Origin of the sequence: Streptomyces lacaronensis, from assembly GCF_047337785.1 — a bacterium.
GTDB lineage: Bacteria > Actinomycetota > Actinomycetes > Streptomycetales > Streptomycetaceae > Streptomyces > Streptomyces lycopersici.
The window spans coordinates 47006-63380 of sequence record NZ_JBLHDK010000003.1 but is presented as its reverse complement, the minus strand read 5'-3'; the positions used below and the strand labels follow the sequence as shown (position 1 = coordinate 63380).

Sequence of the window (16375 nt, the reverse complement as noted above, 5' to 3'; positions counted from 1 at the left end):
TGATGTCATCATGCACGCAAGGCTGCCGCTCGGGGTGCCAGGCGATCCGTACCGTCGCCGGTTTCACCCACCACGCCGAGCTGCCCATTAGGGGAAAGGCCCCACCCGCCGCTACGCTATGACAGTGAGTGTCGTCGTGACGTCGGCGCACCCGGAGGGACGGGGTGGCGGGCAGCGACAGAGGCGAGGAGCCGCAGATGGGACGATGGGAGCCGGACACCCGCGGCCGCCTGGAACGGGCGGCTATCGAGCTCTACCTGGAGCAGGGGTTCGACCAGACCACCGTGGCGCAGATCACCCGGCACGCAGGCCTCACCACCCGCACCTTCTTCCGCCACTTCCCGGACAAGCGCGAAGTGCTGTTCGTCGGCATGGACGAGCTCACGGAACGCGTCGCAAAGGCCATCGCGGCGGCGCCGGCCGCCTGGCCCGCGGTCAAGGCCGCCGCCTCGGGGATGAACATCGCGGCTGCCGCTCTGCAACTGCGCCGCGACGAGGCGCGGGATCGGCGAAAACTGATAAACACCACCCCTGAACTGCGCGAACGCGAACTGATGGCGTTCGCCTCGGTCGCCAGGACCGTCACCGGCGCGCTGAGCGAACGCGGGGCCGAGGAGCGTGTCGCGCGCGTGACCGCGGAGGCCGCGCTCGCCGCGTTCAGGGTCGCGTTCGAGTACTGGGGCGAGCACCCGGACCGGGAGCTGCCCCAACTCGTCGACGAGACACTCGACGAGCTCAAGCGGGTACTCGGCTCCGACGCCTAGGCCCTGTCTCCTCGATCATGAGCGGAGCCAGATGAGGAGCGCGGCGGCTGTGACGGTGCCGAGGTAGATGTATCGGCGTTTGTCATAGTGGGTGGCGACGGCTCGGAACTGTTTGATCTTGCTGATCGCTCGCTCGACCGTGTTCCTGGCTTTGTATCGGGTCTTGTCGAAGGCGGGAGGCCGGCCGCCGTCCGAGCCTCGGCGTCTGCGTGCGGTTTTGGAGTCGCTCTTCTCCGGGATCACGTGTCGGATGCCGCGTCGTCGCAGGTAGGAACGGATCAGGCTGTTGCTGTATGCCTTGTCGGCGCCGACACTGTCCGGCAGTCGCCGTGGCCGTCCCGCGCCGAGCCGGGGGACGCGGATCTTGTTCATGACGGGCTCGAAATGTGTGCAGTCCGCGCGTTGTCCGGGCGTGAGGACCAGGGAGAGCGGGCGGCATTTGCCGTCCGCGCTGAGGTGGATCTTCGTGGTCAGGCCGCCGCGGGAACGGCCGAGTGCTTCGCCTGCCGCGCCGCCTCCGCCAGGGACAGGCGCATGTGCGCGCGCAGGTGAACTGATCTTTGCAGGGCCCCTTTTGAGGCAGCCGGAGGTACTGGTGGCGGATTGGTCGGGGCGCCGGTGGAGTGCTGGTGGGCCCGGATCGAGGTGGAGTCGATGTTGATGTTCCAGTCGATGTCACCGGCTGCGTCGGCGATCGCCTGGGCGTGCTGGAGCAGCCGCTCCCAGGTGCCGTCGGCAGACCACCGGCTGTGGCGTTTGTGAATGGTCTGCCACGGGCCGAAGCGAGCGGGCAGCTGACGCCACTGACAGCCGGTACTCAACCGGTGAATGATTCCGTTGATCACCTGTCGGTGGTTCCGCCAGCGGCCCGCAGCGGTTGTTGCTCTTGGGCAGCAGAGGTTCCAGCACTGCCCACTCGTCATCGGTGAGATCCCCCCTGCTGAGCACGCCACTGCCTCCTCTTTCAGGCGGCGTTCGTGTCCGCCAGCTGGTCGGTGACGCTGCGGGGCTCGCGGTCCAGCAGCTCGGCGAGCAACGGATCGACGCCCGCGAAGCGGCCTTCGCGGGCGGCCTGGAAGGTGGTGAGCGTCATTCGCGCCATCGCCTCCGGAGTACCGGCGGCGACCTTGTCCGCGATCCATGCCTCGTCGTCCAGCGTCACGCGCGTGACCTCACGGCCACTGGCCGCCGATGCCATCGCGGCGACGTCGTCGAATGTCACGGCCTGGCCGGCGGTGAGCGTGACCGGGCCGTCGAAGGTGCGGTTGCCGGCCAGGATGACCGCTGCCGCTTCGGCGGCATCGGCGCGGTCGGTCCACGAGACCGGTCCGTCGGCCGGGGCGGCGATGGTGCCGGTCTGCTGCCAGGGGCCCAGCAGCCAGGCGAGGCTGTGGGCGTAGAAGCCGTTGCGCAGTGCCGTCCAGGCGACGCCCGAGTCGGCCAGGAGCTGCTCGGTGGCGGCGTGGTCACGGGCCGGGTGGAAGGGGCTGTCGGCGCCGGCGCCCTGGTGGCTGGTGTAGAGGATGCGCCCGGCTCTGGCCGCGACAGCGGCCTCGATGCCGACACGGTGCAGGGCGACGGCATCGGCGTGCGGGTCGTTGGAGGAGACGAGCAGGACCTGCTCGGCGCCCTCGAAGGAGTGCTGCAGCGCGGCCGAGTCTTCGTAGGAGCCTTGCCGTACCCGCACGCCGCGGTCGGCGAAGTGCTGTGCCTTGGCGACATCGCGAACGCTGACGCCGATCCGCTCGGCGGGCAGGCGCTGGAGGAGGTGTTCGACGGTGGCGCCGTTGAGGGCGCCGGTCGCTCCGGTGACGACGATCATAAGGGTCTTCCTTCCGTTTCCGCGGTGCGCTGGGGCAGGCGGGGTGGTGTCAGTGGCTGCGCAGGAGCGGCAGGAGGATGTCGTCGACGAGGTGCTCGATGAACGCCTCGTCGCACGGCTCGCCCGCGATCACGATGCGGTGGACGATCACGGCCGGGGCGACCTCGGCGAAGAGTTCGGCTGCCCGGGGGGGCAGCTGGTCTCCGTGCCGGATCGCCTTCCGCAGGGATGCGTCGGTCATCGCGGCCTCGTCGCGACGCAGAATGCGGCGCATCTCCTCCGCGAGACGCGCATCGCTGCGCATCCCGGTGAACAACGCCCCCAGCAGGCCGATCTCCTGCCCCGCGATCTGCTGGCCTAGCCAGGTGACCAGCCCGAGGAGGTCTCCTCTCAGGTCACCTGCGTCAGGCTCAGGAGGCATGGCATGCGAGCGGTGCTCGACCGCGGCCGCGACCAGCGCGGCCTTGTCACGATAGCGACGGTAGATCGTCGTCTTCGCTGCCCCCGAACGGCCCGCAACCGCTTCCATGGACAGCTGTTCGTAGCCCACCTCGGTCAACAGCGTCAGCGTCGCATCAAGAATGGCCAGGTCACGGCTGGTGTCACGCGGCCGTCCCGTGACGGGCGGCCGAACCATGCCAACACTTCCCGAGCCACTCGATGCACTGGCCACGCCTACACCTACTTTCGATACGCTACGGTTGCGTATCGAAAGTAACCCAGAAGGCAGACCTGTGGCAACTCAGGCTCGCTAGATCGAGGAGACAGGGCCTAGGGGCGGGATCCGGCGTTCCGCCGGTCTTGTGATCGCTCCTTGTCGCGTCATGGGGGCATCGCCGCCGGTCAGGCGTTCGGGGTTCGCCCGGGTTATGGCATGAGCACGGCGTATGCCGCATCCGGGCGATCTCGACAGAGGGACGAGCCCTCCGCTCCCGAACAGCAGCAGCTCTTCATAGAGCGACTTCAGCGCTCTAGACGACCGGTCTAATCTGCTGCTACGGTCTACACATGTCAGTCACCAAGGTGGAGACGCGCCAGAGCCTCCTGGAGGCCGCCCGACGGATCGTGGCCGCGAAGGGCTACGCCGCGGTCGGCATCAACGAGGTCCTCGCCGCGGCCGGTGTCCCAAAGGGGTCGTTCTACCACTACTTCGCCTCCAAGGACGCCTTCGGCGAGGCGATGATGAAGAGCTACTTCGACGACTACCTCGCGACCATGGACGGCATCCTCGCCGACAAGGGCAAGAGCTCCGCCGAGCATTTGATGACCTACTGGCAGAGGTTCTACGACACGCAGGCCGCGGACGACTGCCAGGGCGGATGCCTGGTCGTCAAGCTCGGCGCGGAGGTTTCCGACCTCTCCGAGGTGATGAGAGCGGCGACGAAAGCCGGGACCGCCGCGATCGTCGACCGCCTGGAGCAGATGATCACCGACGGCATCACGGACGGGTCCGTGTCCGTCGGCGAAAGCCCTCGCATGACGGCCGAGGCTCTCTACGACCTGTGGCTCGGGGCGAGCATGATGGCGAAGATTCATCGCAGTGCGCACCATCTCGACCGGGCCATGACTGTCACTCGCCAGGTCCTCCACACCTGACAAGCCCCCTACCGTCTGCGACGCACCGGTCCAGGCGGCGGGTCCCATCGCCTAGTGGACCGGTCTAAAACAGGAGGCCATCACCGTGACCACCAACCTCATCCACTGCGACGCGAGCGAACTCGCCGAGCTCATCCGCACCAGAGAGGTCTCTTCCGTCGAGGTGGTGCGGGCGCACCTCGATCGCATCGAGGCCACCAACCCGAAGGTCAATGCCATCGTCACGCTCGCCGACGGGGCTCTTGAGTCCGCGAAGGCAGCGGACGCCGCGGTGGCGGCCGGCGTGGAGGTCGGACCGCTGCACGGCGTGCCGTTCACGGTCAAGGACTCGTTCGACACCGCCGGGGTGCTGACCCAGCGCGGTTCCCCGATCTTCGCGGGCCGCGTCCCGGACACGGACGCCACCAGCGTGGCCCGTATGAAGCACGCGGGCAGCATCCTCCTGGCGAAGACCAATCTCCCGGAGTTCTCGTACTCGACCGAGTCCGACAACCTCCTCACGGGCAGGACGAACAACCCCTGGGACCTCGACCGCACGTCCGGCGGTTCCAGGGGCGGGGAATCGGCGGCGATCGCGGCCGGCATGTCGCCGCTCGGGCTCGGCAGCGACCTGGCCATCTCGGTGCGCGGGCCGGCCGCGCACACCGGCATCGTCGCCCTCAAGGCAACGCACGGGCGCATCCCGATGACCGGGGTCTGGCCGCGGGTGCCGCGCCGTGACTGGCACGTCGGCCCGATGGCCCGCACCGTCCGCGACCTCGCACTGGCCTACTCGGTGCTCTCCGGCCCTGACGGCGCCGACGGATTCGCCACCGTCCCGCGTGCATTCGACACCGGACTGGGCACGTCGCCGGACCGGCCCGTGCGCGTGGGCTGGCTGGTCGACTCGGGACTCGGCCCGATCGACCCGCAGGTCGCCGCCACCGTGCGGTCGGCGGCCGAAGCCCTCAAGGGCACCGGGGTCCAGGTCGAAGAGGTGAGCATCCCGGCGCTCGAGCGGGACAACCCTCTCGACCTCTTCAACCGGCAGCACGTCATGGAGGTGAAGCCGGCCTTCCGGGACGTCACCAATGGTCACGAGGACCAGATGGCCAAGGTCTCCACGTCCATGCTCGCCGGGCCCGACACCTCCGTGGAAAACTACGTCCTGGCCGAACAGGGCATCGAGCGTCTCCGGGACGCCTTCACCGAGTTCTTCCAGCGGTACGACGCACTCCTCCTCCCGGTCCTGCCCATCCCCGCCCACGAACACGGGCTCACCCGGTTCACCTTCAACGGCCAGACGGTGGACGCCACCCACATCCAGACAGCGACCATTCCGTTCAACCTGACCGGCCTCCCGGCCCTGTCCATGCGGTTCGGCACCAGCAGCGACGGCCTGCCCATCGGCGTACAACTGGCAGTCAACTGGCATGCCGAGTCGACCCTCCTGCACATCGCCTCGCTGCTGGAGTCGCTCAGTCCTGTCCGCGACCAGCACCCCACCCTCTGAGGCCCGGGTCAGCACCTGGACACCGCGCCGACTGCGGATTCGAAGGCAGCGAGGTCGAGGATGTCGGCCTGCATGGGCAGGACCAAGTCGATCAGGGTGCGGTGGAGCTGCGGGTCGGGGTCGTCGCAGACGTCGGCGAGGACGAGCAGGCGGTGGTCGCGGTCGGCGGCCACGTCCCGACCGACGCGCGAATCGCCAGCCGCCAGGCGGCGCCCGGGATCAGTCGAGCGCAGCGGTGCGGAGTAGGCGGAGGGTTTCACGGAACATGTTGCCGGCCGCTTCACCCAGTACGGAGAAGTGCTCGTGCAGGACCAGGTCGGCGACCGGTCGTCCTCTCGCCAGTTGGCCGCGCCCGTCGGCGGTGAGGACCAGGACGGACGAGCGGGCGTCGGTGGGGTCGGTGCGGCGCTCGCACAGCCCCCGGCGGACGACCCGGTCCGCCGCCTGGCTCGCGCCGCCGACCGTGATCGCGAGTGCCCGCACGAGATCAGTGACCTTGCAGCCGTCCAGTCCGGCGACGACCGTCATCACCGAGAGATCCCCCAGTGTCAGTCCCGCTTCGGAGCGCAGTGCCGCGTCCACTCGGGCCCATAGCACGGTCTCGAACCGCACGAGATCATCGAAGGCGCGCCAGTCGCGACCGGGATTGTCGGCATGGGGGCTGGTCACTGGCGTTGGGTGTGGCGGTCGATGAACCGGCCGACGGACTCGATCGCCTCACGGGCCTCGTCCAGTACGGCCGCACGGGTCTGGAAGACGTGCGGAACACCGGCCGTGACCTCGAGGGCGACGTCGACGTCCGCGTGGGCTGCCTTGCGCGCCAGTTCGAGTGCGTCGTCGAGAAGCACCTCGTACGAGCCCACCTGCACGAGCAGCGGCGGCAGGCCGCGCAGATTCGCGAGCAGCGGGCTGGCCAGGGGGTGATGGGGGTCGGTGTCACCGAGGTACTCGGAGATCCGCTGTCGCAGAGCGGATGTCGACAGCGCGGGGTCGAGCTGTGCCCTGCCGCTCCGGGAGGAGGTTTCCAGGGTCAGATCGACGAAGGGGCTCATCACTACAGTGCACGCCGGCAGCGGCAGGCCGCGGTCGCGGAGCGCGACGAGCGTGGCGAGCACGAGGTTGCCCCCGGCCGACTCGCCCGCGATCGCGATGGAGCTTGCTGGTGTTCCGCTGTCGATCAAAGCGGCGTAAGCGGCGACGACGTCGTCGAGCCCCGCGGGGAACGGATACTCGGGTGCGAGCCGGTAGTCGACCGCGATCGACTCCGTGCCCGCCGCCCCGCCCACTGCCGATGCGAGACCGACGGCTCCGATGGCGCTGCCGACGACAAACCCGCCCCCGTGCACGAACAGAACAGTGCGACCTGCCACGGTCGAGCCGGTCGAGATCCGCAGCCCGGACACGGGTCCCAATTCGATCGGTACGGCCACTACGTCCGCAGGGATCGGGCGGGAGGCGAGCAGGGCCTCGAATTCCAGGCGGAGAGCCTCCAGTTCGCCGCCCAGGTCGATCGGAGCGTCCCTGACTGCCTCGACGACCGCTTGGCGTTGTGCCTGAGTCATGAAAATATATTAGCACTAATCTATATTTCTGACTCGCGTTCCTGAAGCCGCGACACCACCCCGGTCTGCGGGAACCCGATGGGCCGACCGGCACTGTCCACCTGCCCACCAAAAGCGGCACGTGTCGTATCGTTCTCCGGCACGTCCAGCAAGAACCCGTCGACCGCGGCAACTCTCATCCCGCGCCAGAACGCGGCCTCGAGTTCTCCGCGACATCGTCGTAGGAGTCCTGCTGAAACAGCGCCAGAGCAAGCACGAAGTAGACCATGAACCGGCTCGACAGGGGACGGGGCTTGGCATCCAGCCGACCACACGCGGTCAACACCTCGTCCACCAGGGGTGCCCCGGCGCCGGAGTCCGGGCAGTCCTGCCGCGAGCATGTCCGGGCGGTGTCCGTCAGAAGACGGCCAGCGGGTTGACGGGGACGCCGGTCAGGCCGTGGATGCGCGGGGGCGCCACCACGAACAGGAAGGTGTGACGATTCAACTCCCGGCAGACGGCGGCAAGTTCCTCCACCTCCGCGACATCGATCAGGGGCATGCCCAGCAGCGGCAGAGCGACGCGGTGCAGCGGGGCGGGAACGGCCGTCTCCAGGGGCGGGTAGGCGTCGCCGAGGTCACCGGCGTACAGGGACACCCCGCGCCGGTGCATCCACCGCACCGCGTCCAGGGTGACGCCCGGCAGCGGCTTCTCGAAGTCGACGACACCCGCCCACCCGCCGCGCAGCACCAGGGCGTCCCCGGATTCCAGCCGTACGCCCTGGCGGGCCTCGGCCGCCTCGAAGTCCTCCGGGGTGATCGGGTGTGCGGCGGGCAGCGGTCCGTCGGGCGCGAGGTCGAGCAGGACGCCCCGGGTGGAGATCCCGGCGGCGAACGCCGCCGTGGATCCGTGCCGCACCCCGGCCGGTGTCACGCTCTCGGCGAGGGGACGCCCCGGGTAGACCTTGCCGTCCAGGACCTGGTGGCCCAGAGCGTCGATGTGGGTCGAGCTCGCGTGATGGTTGGTCACCAGGATCATGTCCACGGTCGCGGGCACGTCACCGGCGTACTGCATGATCTGCTGGACCGGCGAGCTGTCACGGGCGAGGGGTGCGAAGGGCCCGCTGACGAAGGGCGTCGGCTGGATCGGACGGGCCAGCGACACCGCCCGTCCGGTACGAGCCTCCGCGGCACCCCTGGCCCCGGCCTCCTCGGTGATCAGATTGAGCGTGCCCAGCTCGTCGTCCGCGCCCCAGCGGCCCCAGTTGCTCGGCAGTTCCTCGTTCTCGGCCATGTCGGCGATGTCCTCTCCGCTGTGCGGTCTTGATGGTGGGATCGGATGAGAGCTGGCCGCCCCACCTCCGCAGGGGCGCGCCGGGCGGCGGCGGACGTACGCGCGGGGCCGAGCGCTCCGGTCATGCCCCCACCGGGACGCGACGGGCCCTGTCCGCCGAGGACGGCCGAGCGTCGCGATGTCGAGCCGAGTCGCTCGGGCCCGGTCGAGCCGGGCTCGGCCGCGGTAGCGCGGACCCCTTGCGCGTTCGGTGAGGCGGGCGGGCTCCACGGAAAGCGCAAATCGGAGCGCCGCTCCGGATCACTTTACGGATCATCGTTCCGTTTCGCAAGGGACCGCCCACCCGACCGCAGCCACCCCCTTCCGAGTGCCGCCCGAACCGTCATGCGCAGACAGATCCAGCACCCGCCCGCACCTGGTCAACAGCGGCTCCCCGCGACAGAGTCACCAACCCCCGGTCCCCGCACCGCCGAACTCCCAGCAGGTCGGCCGCGGCACCCTGACGGCCGAGCGGAGGGGGCCCACCCTGCTCCACGACTCCCGGATTGCAAATCGGAGCGTTGCTCCGTATTGTATTTCGCGGAGCACTGCTCCGTTTCATCCTGTCAGACGGTCGCCATTCTCAGGTGCCCATGCCCGCGTCAGGAAGGTCATCACGATGAGTGCCTCGTTCTCACCGGCCCCGCAACCCCCCGCGACCGCCCCAGTTCTCTCGGTGCGGCCCGTCACCCTCCCCGCTCCCGGCAGCGGCCAGGACCTCCAGGTGCGTGTCACCGCGCCGACGGCCGGGAGCGGCCTGCCGGTCGTCGTCTTTTCCCACGGCGCGACGCTGACCATGGACGACTACACACCGCTGGCCGCCCACTGGGCCGCGCATGGCTTCATCGTCGTCCAGCCCACCCACCTCGACTCCCTCGGCCTCGGCCCGGACGACCCGCGCACTCCACGGGTGTGGCGCATCCGCACCGACGATCTGACCGGCGTCCTGGACCACCTGGACACCATCGAGGCCGAGGTACCCGGCCTCGCCGGCCGTATCGACCACGACCGCGTCGCCGTCGCGGGACACTCCTGGGGCGCCCAGTCGGCGAGCACCCTGGTCGGCGCGCGGGTCGTGGACGCCGACGGCACGCCGGGCGAGAGCATGGCCGACCCGCGGGTGCGGGCCGCGGTCCTGCTGTGCCTGCCCGGCACCGGCGGCGACGACCTGTCCCCACTGGCCGCCCAGTACTTCCCCTTCATGAGCCCGGACTTCTCCGAGCTCAAGGTTCCGAGCCTGATCGTCGCCGGCGACCGGGACCAGTCCCCGCTGACGGTGCGCGGCCCGGACTGGTTCACCGACGGCTACCACCTCGCCCCGGGCGCCACCGACCTGCTCACTCTCTTCGGCGCCGAGCACGGCCTCGGCGGCATCCAGGGCTCCAACGACGCGCGCACCACCGACGAGAACCCCGAGCGCGTCGCACTCGTCCAGCAGGCCACCCTGGCCTATCTGCGCACCTCACTCGGCCTGGACGCCCAGGCGTGGCCCACTGCCCGGGAGACCCTCACCGCGGCCGCCGAGCCGCTGGGCAGGATCGACTCGAAGTGACCGGCTCCCCCCGGCCGACCCGCCGGCCCAGCTTCGGCATCATGACCCCGCCGTCCCAGGTCGGCTATGCGGACCTGCTGCGGGTCTGGCGCGAGGCGGACGGCATCCCGCAGATCGAGCACGCCTGGCTGTTCGACCACCTCATGCCGCTCGGCGGCGACCCGAACGGTCCCACCTTCGAGGCATGGACGCTGCTGTCCGCGCTGGCGGCCCGGACCGAGCGGCTGCGTCTCGGCGTGATGGTCACGAGCAACCGGTTCCGTCCGCCGGCCATGCTGGCCAAGATCGCCGCCACGGTCGACGTCGTCTCCGGCGGCCGGCTGGAGTTCGGCATCGGCGCGGGCTCACGCACCGACGTGCCCTGGGCCCGGCGTGAGTACGACGCTCACGGCCTGCCCTACCACGACGCCGCCCACGCGGTCGGCGCTCTCGCCGAGGCATGCACCCTCATCCGCCGGCTGTGGACCGCCACCGAGCCGTTCGACTTCCCGGGCGACCACTACCGACTCGCGGGCGCTTTCTGCGCCCCGGGGCCCGTGCAGCGGCCTCATCCGCCGCTGGTGATCGGCGGCCAGGCCACCCGGACGCTGCGGGTCGTCGCCGAACACGCGGACCGGTGGAACATGCCCGGCGGCAGCATCGACCACGCGATCGAGGTCAGCGCCAGGCTGGACCGGCTGTGCGCCGAGATCGGCCGGGACCCGGCCGAGATCACCCGGTCCATCGTCCTGCCCGTCTCCTACGACCGACCCGACGACACCCGCCAGGCCGTCCGCGAGGCGCTTGACGGCGGGTTCGACCACATCGTGCTCGGGCTGAGCGCGCCCTATCCGGCGGGGGTGGCGCGCTGGGTCGCCGACACCTTCACCGGCACAAGCAACCCCGCACCGAGGAGCCCACGTTGACCACACATCCGCCGATCGATCCCGAACTCGCCCCGGTGCTGGCGGTGGTGCAGCAGCATGTGTCACCGACCGTCACCCCCGGGGACATCGGGGCGCTGCGGGCCAACCCCGCGTTCGCCGTCCTGGACGAGGAGTTGACACGCGACGGCACCGTGGAACTGCGGGAGTTCTCCACCCCGGGGCCCGCAGGCGCCCCCGAGGTCCCGATGCTCGTCCTCCGGCCCGCCGGGCTGGCGCCCGAGGCGCCCGTCATCTACTACCTGCACGGCGGCGGCATGATCATCGGCAACAACCGGACCGGCCTCGGCAATGTGCTGGACTGGGCCGTCGACAACGGCGCGGTCGTGGTGTCGGTGGACTACCGGCTGGCGCCGGAACATCCCGACCCTGCTCCGATCGAGGACTGCTACGCGGGCCTGCTGTGGCTTCACCAGCACACCGCCGAGTTCGGCGGTGACGCCGGCCGCGTCGTCGTCGCCGGTACGAGCGCCGGCGGGGGACTTGCCGCCGGTGTGGCCCTGCTCGCCCGCGACCGCGGCGGTCCTGGGCTGCTGGCTCAGATGCTGATGTGCCCGATGCTCGACGACCGGCTCCTGACACCGAGCAGCCGGGAACTGGAAGGCGAGGGCATCTGGGACGCCACCAGCAACGAGACCGGGTGGAACGCGCTGCTCGGCGCGCGCAGGGGCGGCAACGACGTCAGCGTCTACGCGGCACCGGCCAGGGCCACGGACCTGGCCGGCCTGCCCACCGCGTTCGTCGACGTCGGCTCGGTGGAGACCTTCCGCGACGAGGCCGTCGACTACGCCGCCCGGCTGGTGCAGGCCGGCGTCCAGTGCGAACTGCACCTGTGGCCGGGCGGCTTCCACGGATTCGACGCGATGGCCCCGCACACCGCCCTGTCGCGGACCGCGTCCGCTACCCGGGCCGCCTGGATGCGACGGCTCCTCGGCCGGACCAACGGCGAGTGACGGGGCGTCCCCCTCGCCGCGTCCCCATCCCGCCCCTGGTGGTGGTCCGCTCCGCGGCCCGCGGACACAGGACACACCCCGACCCGGCCGCGGCAGCCTCCGCGTACGACAACCCGGCACCCGCGCAAGCCGCGCCCGGGCGGGCCTGCCGGACAAATATGGGGCGAGCAGAACGCGGAGTGCCCGACGCCCCCTTCCGCGGGACACCGCGTGCGCACCGCCTCTCCGCGGTCACGGCGTCGTCCCCCATTCGTTCTTCTACGACAGTTGGAGTTCATCGTGCGCATCATCTTCAGTGCCGTTCCAGCACCCGGCCATCTGTTCCCCCCTGCCTTTCGCTGGCCGCTGCCGCGCAACGGGCCGGGCACACGGTCGGGTTGCTCTCGGGCCGGGGGCGGCGGCGCTGGTGCCGTCCATGGACGTGTTCGAGGTCGGCCCGTCCATGGACGGGCCGATCACGGAAACCGGCCGTCGCCTCGGTGACGGCCAGGACGGGACCAAGCCCGGTCCCGGAGCTGTGGAGTTGTTCGGCGCGGTGCGCGTCGACGGTGTCGTGGACGAGGCGGTCGAGGTCGCGCGGCGGTTCGCGCCTGACCTCGTCGTGCACGACACCGTCGACGCGATGGGCCCGCTGATCGCCGCCGTGCTCGGCGTTCCACTGGCCGAGCACCGCATCACCGGACCGATGCCCGAGCAGTTGCTGCAGGCGATGGCCGATCGCGCGGAGGGTGAGTACACGGCACGCGGTGTCGCACGCCCCGCGCCGATCGCGGTGGTGGACCCGTATCCCGACGCGCTGCTCCCGAAGACGGAACGCGACGACTTCCCCGGCCGTCTTCCACTCCGTCCGGAACCCCACAGCACAACGGACGGTGGACGAGCCCTGCCCGCACCCGACGGACCGGTCGCCGCGTTGGCTTTCGGCACCTCGGTGCAGGACCCCGCCGCGATGGGGTCGCTGGTGCGGTCGATCGCGAGCGCCGGTGTGTCCGTGCTCGCCACGGTCGAACCTGGCGAGTTCGACGTCGACGAGAGCCTGCGGCACAAGGTCCACGCGGTCGGCTTCGTAGCGCTGGCGCGGCTGCTGCCCTCGGTGGACGTGGTGGTGAGCGCGGGCGGGACGGGCACACTGCTGGCCGCACTGGCCCTGGGCAAGCCCCAGGTGATCCGGCCCTTCATCGCCGACCTGCCCTGGAACGCACGGCGTGCGGCCGACCGGGGCATCGCCGTGGAGATCGAGGACCTCGCATCGGCGGGCGACGCCGTGCGCCAGGTGATCTCCGACCCCTCGTACGCCCGTACGGCGAAGGCGGTCGCGGAGGAACTCGCCGACCTCGACGACGCGAACCGGGTCGTCAAGGCCCTCCTGGACCGGCTCTGACCGGTCACCACTGCTGCCGGGGACGTAGGGCGCCCCAGCCCACGGCAGCCCACGGCCCCGGCCCACCGGCCGAGGCCCGGCACCGCACGCCGGATCTCGGCCGGGCGGCTTCCGGGCGCAGGGGCCGGCCAGGGAGAAGGTGAGGCAGTTTCTTCACCGAGCCAGGTGATCACGGGCTGGGACGCTCGCGCGGCGGGTTTACCACCACATTGCACCTGGCCGTCGAGCAGGGTCAAAAGTCCACGTCGATCGTGGTGACCAGTGGGCAGCGAGGGGACTCACCGCGGTTCGAACCCGCCGTGGAAAAGATCCGCGTGCCCCGCATCGGGCCGGGGCGGCCACGTGTCCGTCCCCATCGGATCCGCGCTGACAAGCGCCCTGCGAACCGATCTGGGCCGCCGGGCACCAATCTCGGCTGCGAGCAGGGCATGTGTACCCCAGGCCGGACCGCGAGCGGATACGCGCGTACGTGTCCGCGAACCTGTGCCGGTGCACCGGCCGCTCGGCGATCATCGACGCCGTGGCCGCAGCGGTCGACTCGGAGGAAAGCAGGGCAGCGTGACCGAGATCGGAAGCTCTGTGGACCGGCTGGAGGAGACCGCCGTGTCGGCTGATCTACCCGGATGAGATCCTCGGCGGGCGCGGTGCCGGTGTTCGCGACCGGGCTCCGTACCGGACCCTGCTACGCGGGTTCGGGCTTGTGTCCTTCCAAGGCCTTCACCAGGAGCGCGTGGAGTTGCCCGCGCTCGTCCTCGTCCAGGCTCGACAGCAGTTCGGCCTGGGCCTTGTCCGCGTTCCGCTGGATCTGTTCGAGATAGCGCCTGCCGGCCTGGTTGATGGTGACGAGGTTGCGGCGTCGATCGCCTGGATCGGCCTGGCGGTCGAGGTGACCGCCGGTCTGGAGCCGGGTCACGATGCCGCTGACGTCGTTGCGGTCGAGGCCGAGCCGCCTGCCGAGATCGGCCTGACTGAGCGCGCCGTACTCCTCCAGTGCGGCGAGGACGGCGAAGTCGGAGCGCGCCGTCAGGGGCATGTACCTCGCCGTCATGCGGGCCCCGATCGTGGAGACCCTGCTCGCCTGCCAGCTCGTGAGTGCCCGCAGTCGTGCCGGTGGCTGGAGGTCGTCGTTCGCATCACCCATGGACTCACTATAAACGTTGGCCGCCCCAACCGATCAGTGTTACGTTGGGCAAGCCAACGTTGGACAGCCCAACACAAGGAGTCGGCGGGATCTGCTGCCGACCCCGACTTGGCCGAAGGAGCATCCTGATGTCCGACAGCATCCCTCATCCCGACCTCTCCAGTCGGCGAGTCCTGATCCCCGGCGGCACCGGAGGGGTCGGGGAAGGCGCCGTGCGCTCCTATCTCGCGGCGGGCGCGCAGGTGGTGGTGCCCACACGCAGCAAGGAGCGGGCGGAGGAGTTCCGCCTACTGCTCGGCGAGGCCGCAACCGCGCGCCTGCACCTGTTCGAGCACGACTACACCGACTTCGCGGGCGCGGAGGCGCTCGTCGCGACCATGGTCGACCGGCTCGGCGGCGTGGACGACGTCGTCGCCCCGATCGGCGGCTGGTGGCACGGCAGGCGGTTGTGGGAGATCGACGAGGCGGACTGGCAGGCGGCCTTCGTGGGCCTGGCGACCGCGCACATGGCCGTGTTGCGCGCGGCCCTGCCGCGCATGACGAGGCAGGGCGCGTACTCCATCGTCGTCGGCGAGTCCGCCCACGTCCCCATCCCCGGAAGCGGCCTGGTGAGCATGGAGCAGACCGCGCTCCAGATGATGCACCAGGTGCTTGCCGTCGAGCTTCAGGGCGCCAAGCGCGTGTTCCTCCTCGAACTCGGTCCCGTGGCGACCCGCTTCGTCGAAGCCGTCGACCCCGCCCAGGTCACTTCCGCGCAGATCGGTGCGGTCGCCGTCGCGGCCTCCGCCTCGACGCAGCCCGGAAGCTTGGTGCAACTGCTGAACCGGGCCCAGGCCGAGGAAGCTCTGGTCTCGCTCGGAGCGGCGCGGTGAGCGCCACCCGGCTCGGCTACGAGGTCATCGTGTCCGAGGCGATCCCACTCGCCCTGCCGGGACGCACGCCCGATGGGGGCGCCCGCACCTGGGCGCCGGTGTCCACGACGCTCGTCTTCGGCCGTGACGAGGCGGTACTCGTCGACCCGCCACTGACCACCGCCCAGGCGGAAGCCGTCGCGGACCGCGTCCGCGCCATCGGCCGGAGGCTCACGCATATCTTCGCCACCCACGCGCACGGCGACCACTGGTTCACCGCCCCGAGTCTGGCCGACCGGTTTCCCGGCGCCCAGGTGGTGGCCACAGGCGGGACCATCGCGCAGATGCACCGCGCCGCCGAGGCGCGCGCGGGCTTCTGGGACAAGATCCTTCCCGGACAGATCCCGGCATCACCCGTCACGGCCGTCGCCGCCGAGGACCTCGGAAACCGGCTCGTCCTCGAAGGACACGCGCTGTCCGTCCTTGGTGTCGGGCACAGCGACACCGACGACACCAGTGTGCTGCACATCCCGGACCTCGACCTGGTCGTCGCGGGCGACGTCGTCTACAACGGCGTCCACCAGTACCTCGTCGAATCCCGTGACGGGGGACGCGACGCCTGGCGCCGTGCCATCGCCGCTGTGGAAGCACTCGGCGCACGCCGAATCGTCGCCGGCCACAAGAACCACCGGTACGACGACGACGCGGACCGGCAGATCCGCGAGACTCGCCGCTACCTCGCCGACACCGACCAGCTGCTGGAAACAGAGCCGACACCGGAGCGCTTCTACAGTGCCATGATCCGGCGGCACCCTGACCACCTCAATCGCAGCAGCCTCTGGGGCAGCAGCCAGGCGCTCTACCCGGACCGCACCCAGGGGGCCCCGCCGCCCACCTGACGGGTGGTCATCATGGGTCCGCCGGGTGGGCGTCCGTCCTGCTTCACAGCCAGTCGGCCGGGAGGAGGCCGGATGCCGTGCGCCGGCGGCGGCGACGCGATGACGACTGTGGAGATCGCAGGGCCCAG

18 protein-coding genes and 1 pseudogene are annotated in these 16375 nt (G+C 70.4%); 10 read left to right on the top strand and 9 right to left on the bottom strand.

The features are described from left to right. Window positions 1-197: 197 nt before the first annotated feature. Window positions 198-764: a TetR family transcriptional regulator gene (locus ACMTAK_RS01190; protein ID WP_413804393.1), complete on the top strand. Its 567-nt coding sequence runs from the start codon at window positions 198-200 to the stop codon at window positions 762-764. 15 nt (window positions 765-779) lie between these two features. On the opposite strand, the pseudogene ACMTAK_RS01185 reads toward ACMTAK_RS01190, so the two are convergent. The 3 genes and pseudogenes from ACMTAK_RS01185 to ACMTAK_RS01175 form a co-directional block, all read right to left on the bottom strand. Continuing rightward, window positions 780-1712: pseudogene (locus ACMTAK_RS01185) on the bottom strand (IS5 family transposase). A 16-nt stretch (window positions 1713-1728) separates the two neighbouring features. Further along, window positions 1729-2586 (bottom strand): NmrA family NAD(P)-binding protein, encoded by an 858-nt coding sequence (locus tag ACMTAK_RS01180; protein WP_413804392.1) that lies wholly within the window; start codon window positions 2584-2586, stop codon window positions 1729-1731. A 49-nt stretch (window positions 2587-2635) separates the two neighbouring features. Further along, window positions 2636-3223 carry a TetR/AcrR family transcriptional regulator gene (locus ACMTAK_RS01175; protein WP_413804391.1) on the bottom strand — a complete coding sequence of 196 codons (588 nt, stop codon included), beginning with the start codon at window positions 3221-3223 and terminating at the stop codon, window positions 2636-2638. A gap of 371 nt (window positions 3224-3594) precedes the next feature. On the opposite strand from ACMTAK_RS01175, the gene ACMTAK_RS01170 reads away from it, so the two are divergent. Continuing rightward, window positions 3595-4182: a TetR/AcrR family transcriptional regulator gene (locus tag ACMTAK_RS01170; RefSeq protein WP_413804390.1), complete on the top strand. Its 588-nt coding sequence runs from the start codon at window positions 3595-3597 to the stop codon at window positions 4180-4182. A gap of 85 nt (window positions 4183-4267) precedes the next feature. Then, window positions 4268-5674 (top strand): amidase, encoded by a 1407-nt coding sequence (locus ACMTAK_RS01165; protein ID WP_413804389.1) that lies wholly within the window; start codon window positions 4268-4270, stop codon window positions 5672-5674. Window positions 5675-5682: 8 nt separating this feature from the next. Here ACMTAK_RS01165 and ACMTAK_RS01160 read toward each other — a convergent pair whose 3' ends face one another. The 5 genes from ACMTAK_RS01160 to ACMTAK_RS01140 all read right to left on the bottom strand — a co-directional run bounded on the left by ACMTAK_RS01160 (window position 5683) and on the right by ACMTAK_RS01140 (window position 8508). Then, window positions 5683-5847: a hypothetical protein gene (locus ACMTAK_RS01160; protein WP_361260034.1), complete on the bottom strand. Its 165-nt coding sequence runs from the start codon at window positions 5845-5847 to the stop codon at window positions 5683-5685. A 46-nt stretch (window positions 5848-5893) separates the two neighbouring features. After that, window positions 5894-6343 carry a MarR family winged helix-turn-helix transcriptional regulator gene (locus tag ACMTAK_RS01155; RefSeq protein WP_413804388.1) on the bottom strand — a complete coding sequence of 150 codons (450 nt, stop codon included), beginning with the start codon at window positions 6341-6343 and terminating at the stop codon, window positions 5894-5896. Then, window positions 6340-7236 carry an alpha/beta hydrolase gene (locus tag ACMTAK_RS01150; protein ID WP_413804387.1) on the bottom strand — a complete coding sequence of 299 codons (897 nt, stop codon included), beginning with the start codon at window positions 7234-7236 and terminating at the stop codon, window positions 6340-6342. The genes ACMTAK_RS01155 and ACMTAK_RS01150 overlap by 4 nt, the downstream gene beginning before the upstream one ends. 175 nt (window positions 7237-7411) lie before the next feature. Further along, complete coding sequence (locus ACMTAK_RS01145; protein ID WP_413812763.1) at window positions 7412-7561, bottom strand: transposase domain-containing protein; 150 nt, start codon at window positions 7559-7561, stop codon at window positions 7412-7414. A 71-nt stretch (window positions 7562-7632) separates the two neighbouring features. Further along, the gene (locus ACMTAK_RS01140; RefSeq protein WP_413804386.1) at window positions 7633-8508 is read right to left on the bottom strand and encodes a cyclase family protein; all 876 of its coding nucleotides are present in this window, start codon (window positions 8506-8508) and stop codon (window positions 7633-7635) included. A gap of 658 nt (window positions 8509-9166) precedes the next feature. Between ACMTAK_RS01140 and ACMTAK_RS01135 the strand changes: the two genes are divergently transcribed. The 5 genes from ACMTAK_RS01135 (at window position 9167) to ACMTAK_RS01115 (ending at window position 13918) form a co-directional block, all read left to right on the top strand. Next, on the top strand, window positions 9167-10099 hold the full coding sequence (locus ACMTAK_RS01135) for an alpha/beta hydrolase family protein (RefSeq protein WP_413804385.1): 933 nt from the start codon (window positions 9167-9169) through the stop codon (window positions 10097-10099). 41 nt (window positions 10100-10140) lie between these two features. Then, entirely contained in the window at window positions 10141-11004 is an 864-nt protein-coding gene (locus ACMTAK_RS01130; RefSeq protein WP_413804384.1) for an LLM class flavin-dependent oxidoreductase, read from the top strand. Continuing rightward, a complete protein-coding gene (locus ACMTAK_RS01125) occupies window positions 11001-11975 on the top strand; it encodes an alpha/beta hydrolase (protein WP_413804383.1) in 975 nt (324 codons plus the stop codon). Before ACMTAK_RS01130 ends, ACMTAK_RS01125 begins: the two co-directional genes overlap by 4 nt. A 415-nt stretch (window positions 11976-12390) precedes the next feature. Continuing rightward, window positions 12391-13356: a glycosyltransferase gene (locus ACMTAK_RS01120; protein WP_413804382.1), complete on the top strand. Its 966-nt coding sequence runs from the start codon at window positions 12391-12393 to the stop codon at window positions 13354-13356. Between the two features lie 430 nt (window positions 13357-13786). After that, the gene (locus tag ACMTAK_RS01115) at window positions 13787-13918 is read left to right on the top strand and encodes a 2Fe-2S iron-sulfur cluster-binding protein (protein WP_413804381.1); all 132 of its coding nucleotides are present in this window, start codon (window positions 13787-13789) and stop codon (window positions 13916-13918) included. 120 nt (window positions 13919-14038) lie between these two features. Here ACMTAK_RS01115 and ACMTAK_RS01110 read toward each other — a convergent pair whose 3' ends face one another. Continuing rightward, window positions 14039-14497, bottom strand: coding sequence for a MarR family winged helix-turn-helix transcriptional regulator (locus tag ACMTAK_RS01110; protein ID WP_311039729.1), 459 nt, complete (start codon window positions 14495-14497; stop codon window positions 14039-14041). A 128-nt stretch (window positions 14498-14625) separates the two neighbouring features. On the opposite strand from ACMTAK_RS01110, the gene ACMTAK_RS01105 reads away from it, so the two are divergent. Both ACMTAK_RS01105 and ACMTAK_RS01100 read left to right on the top strand, forming a co-directional pair. Continuing rightward, the gene (locus ACMTAK_RS01105; protein ID WP_413804380.1) at window positions 14626-15369 is read left to right on the top strand and encodes an SDR family oxidoreductase; all 744 of its coding nucleotides are present in this window, start codon (window positions 14626-14628) and stop codon (window positions 15367-15369) included. Next, window positions 15366-16247, top strand: coding sequence for an MBL fold metallo-hydrolase (locus ACMTAK_RS01100; RefSeq protein WP_413804379.1), 882 nt, complete (start codon window positions 15366-15368; stop codon window positions 16245-16247). The genes ACMTAK_RS01105 and ACMTAK_RS01100 overlap by 4 nt, the downstream gene beginning before the upstream one ends. Window positions 16248-16375: the final 128 nt, after the last annotated feature.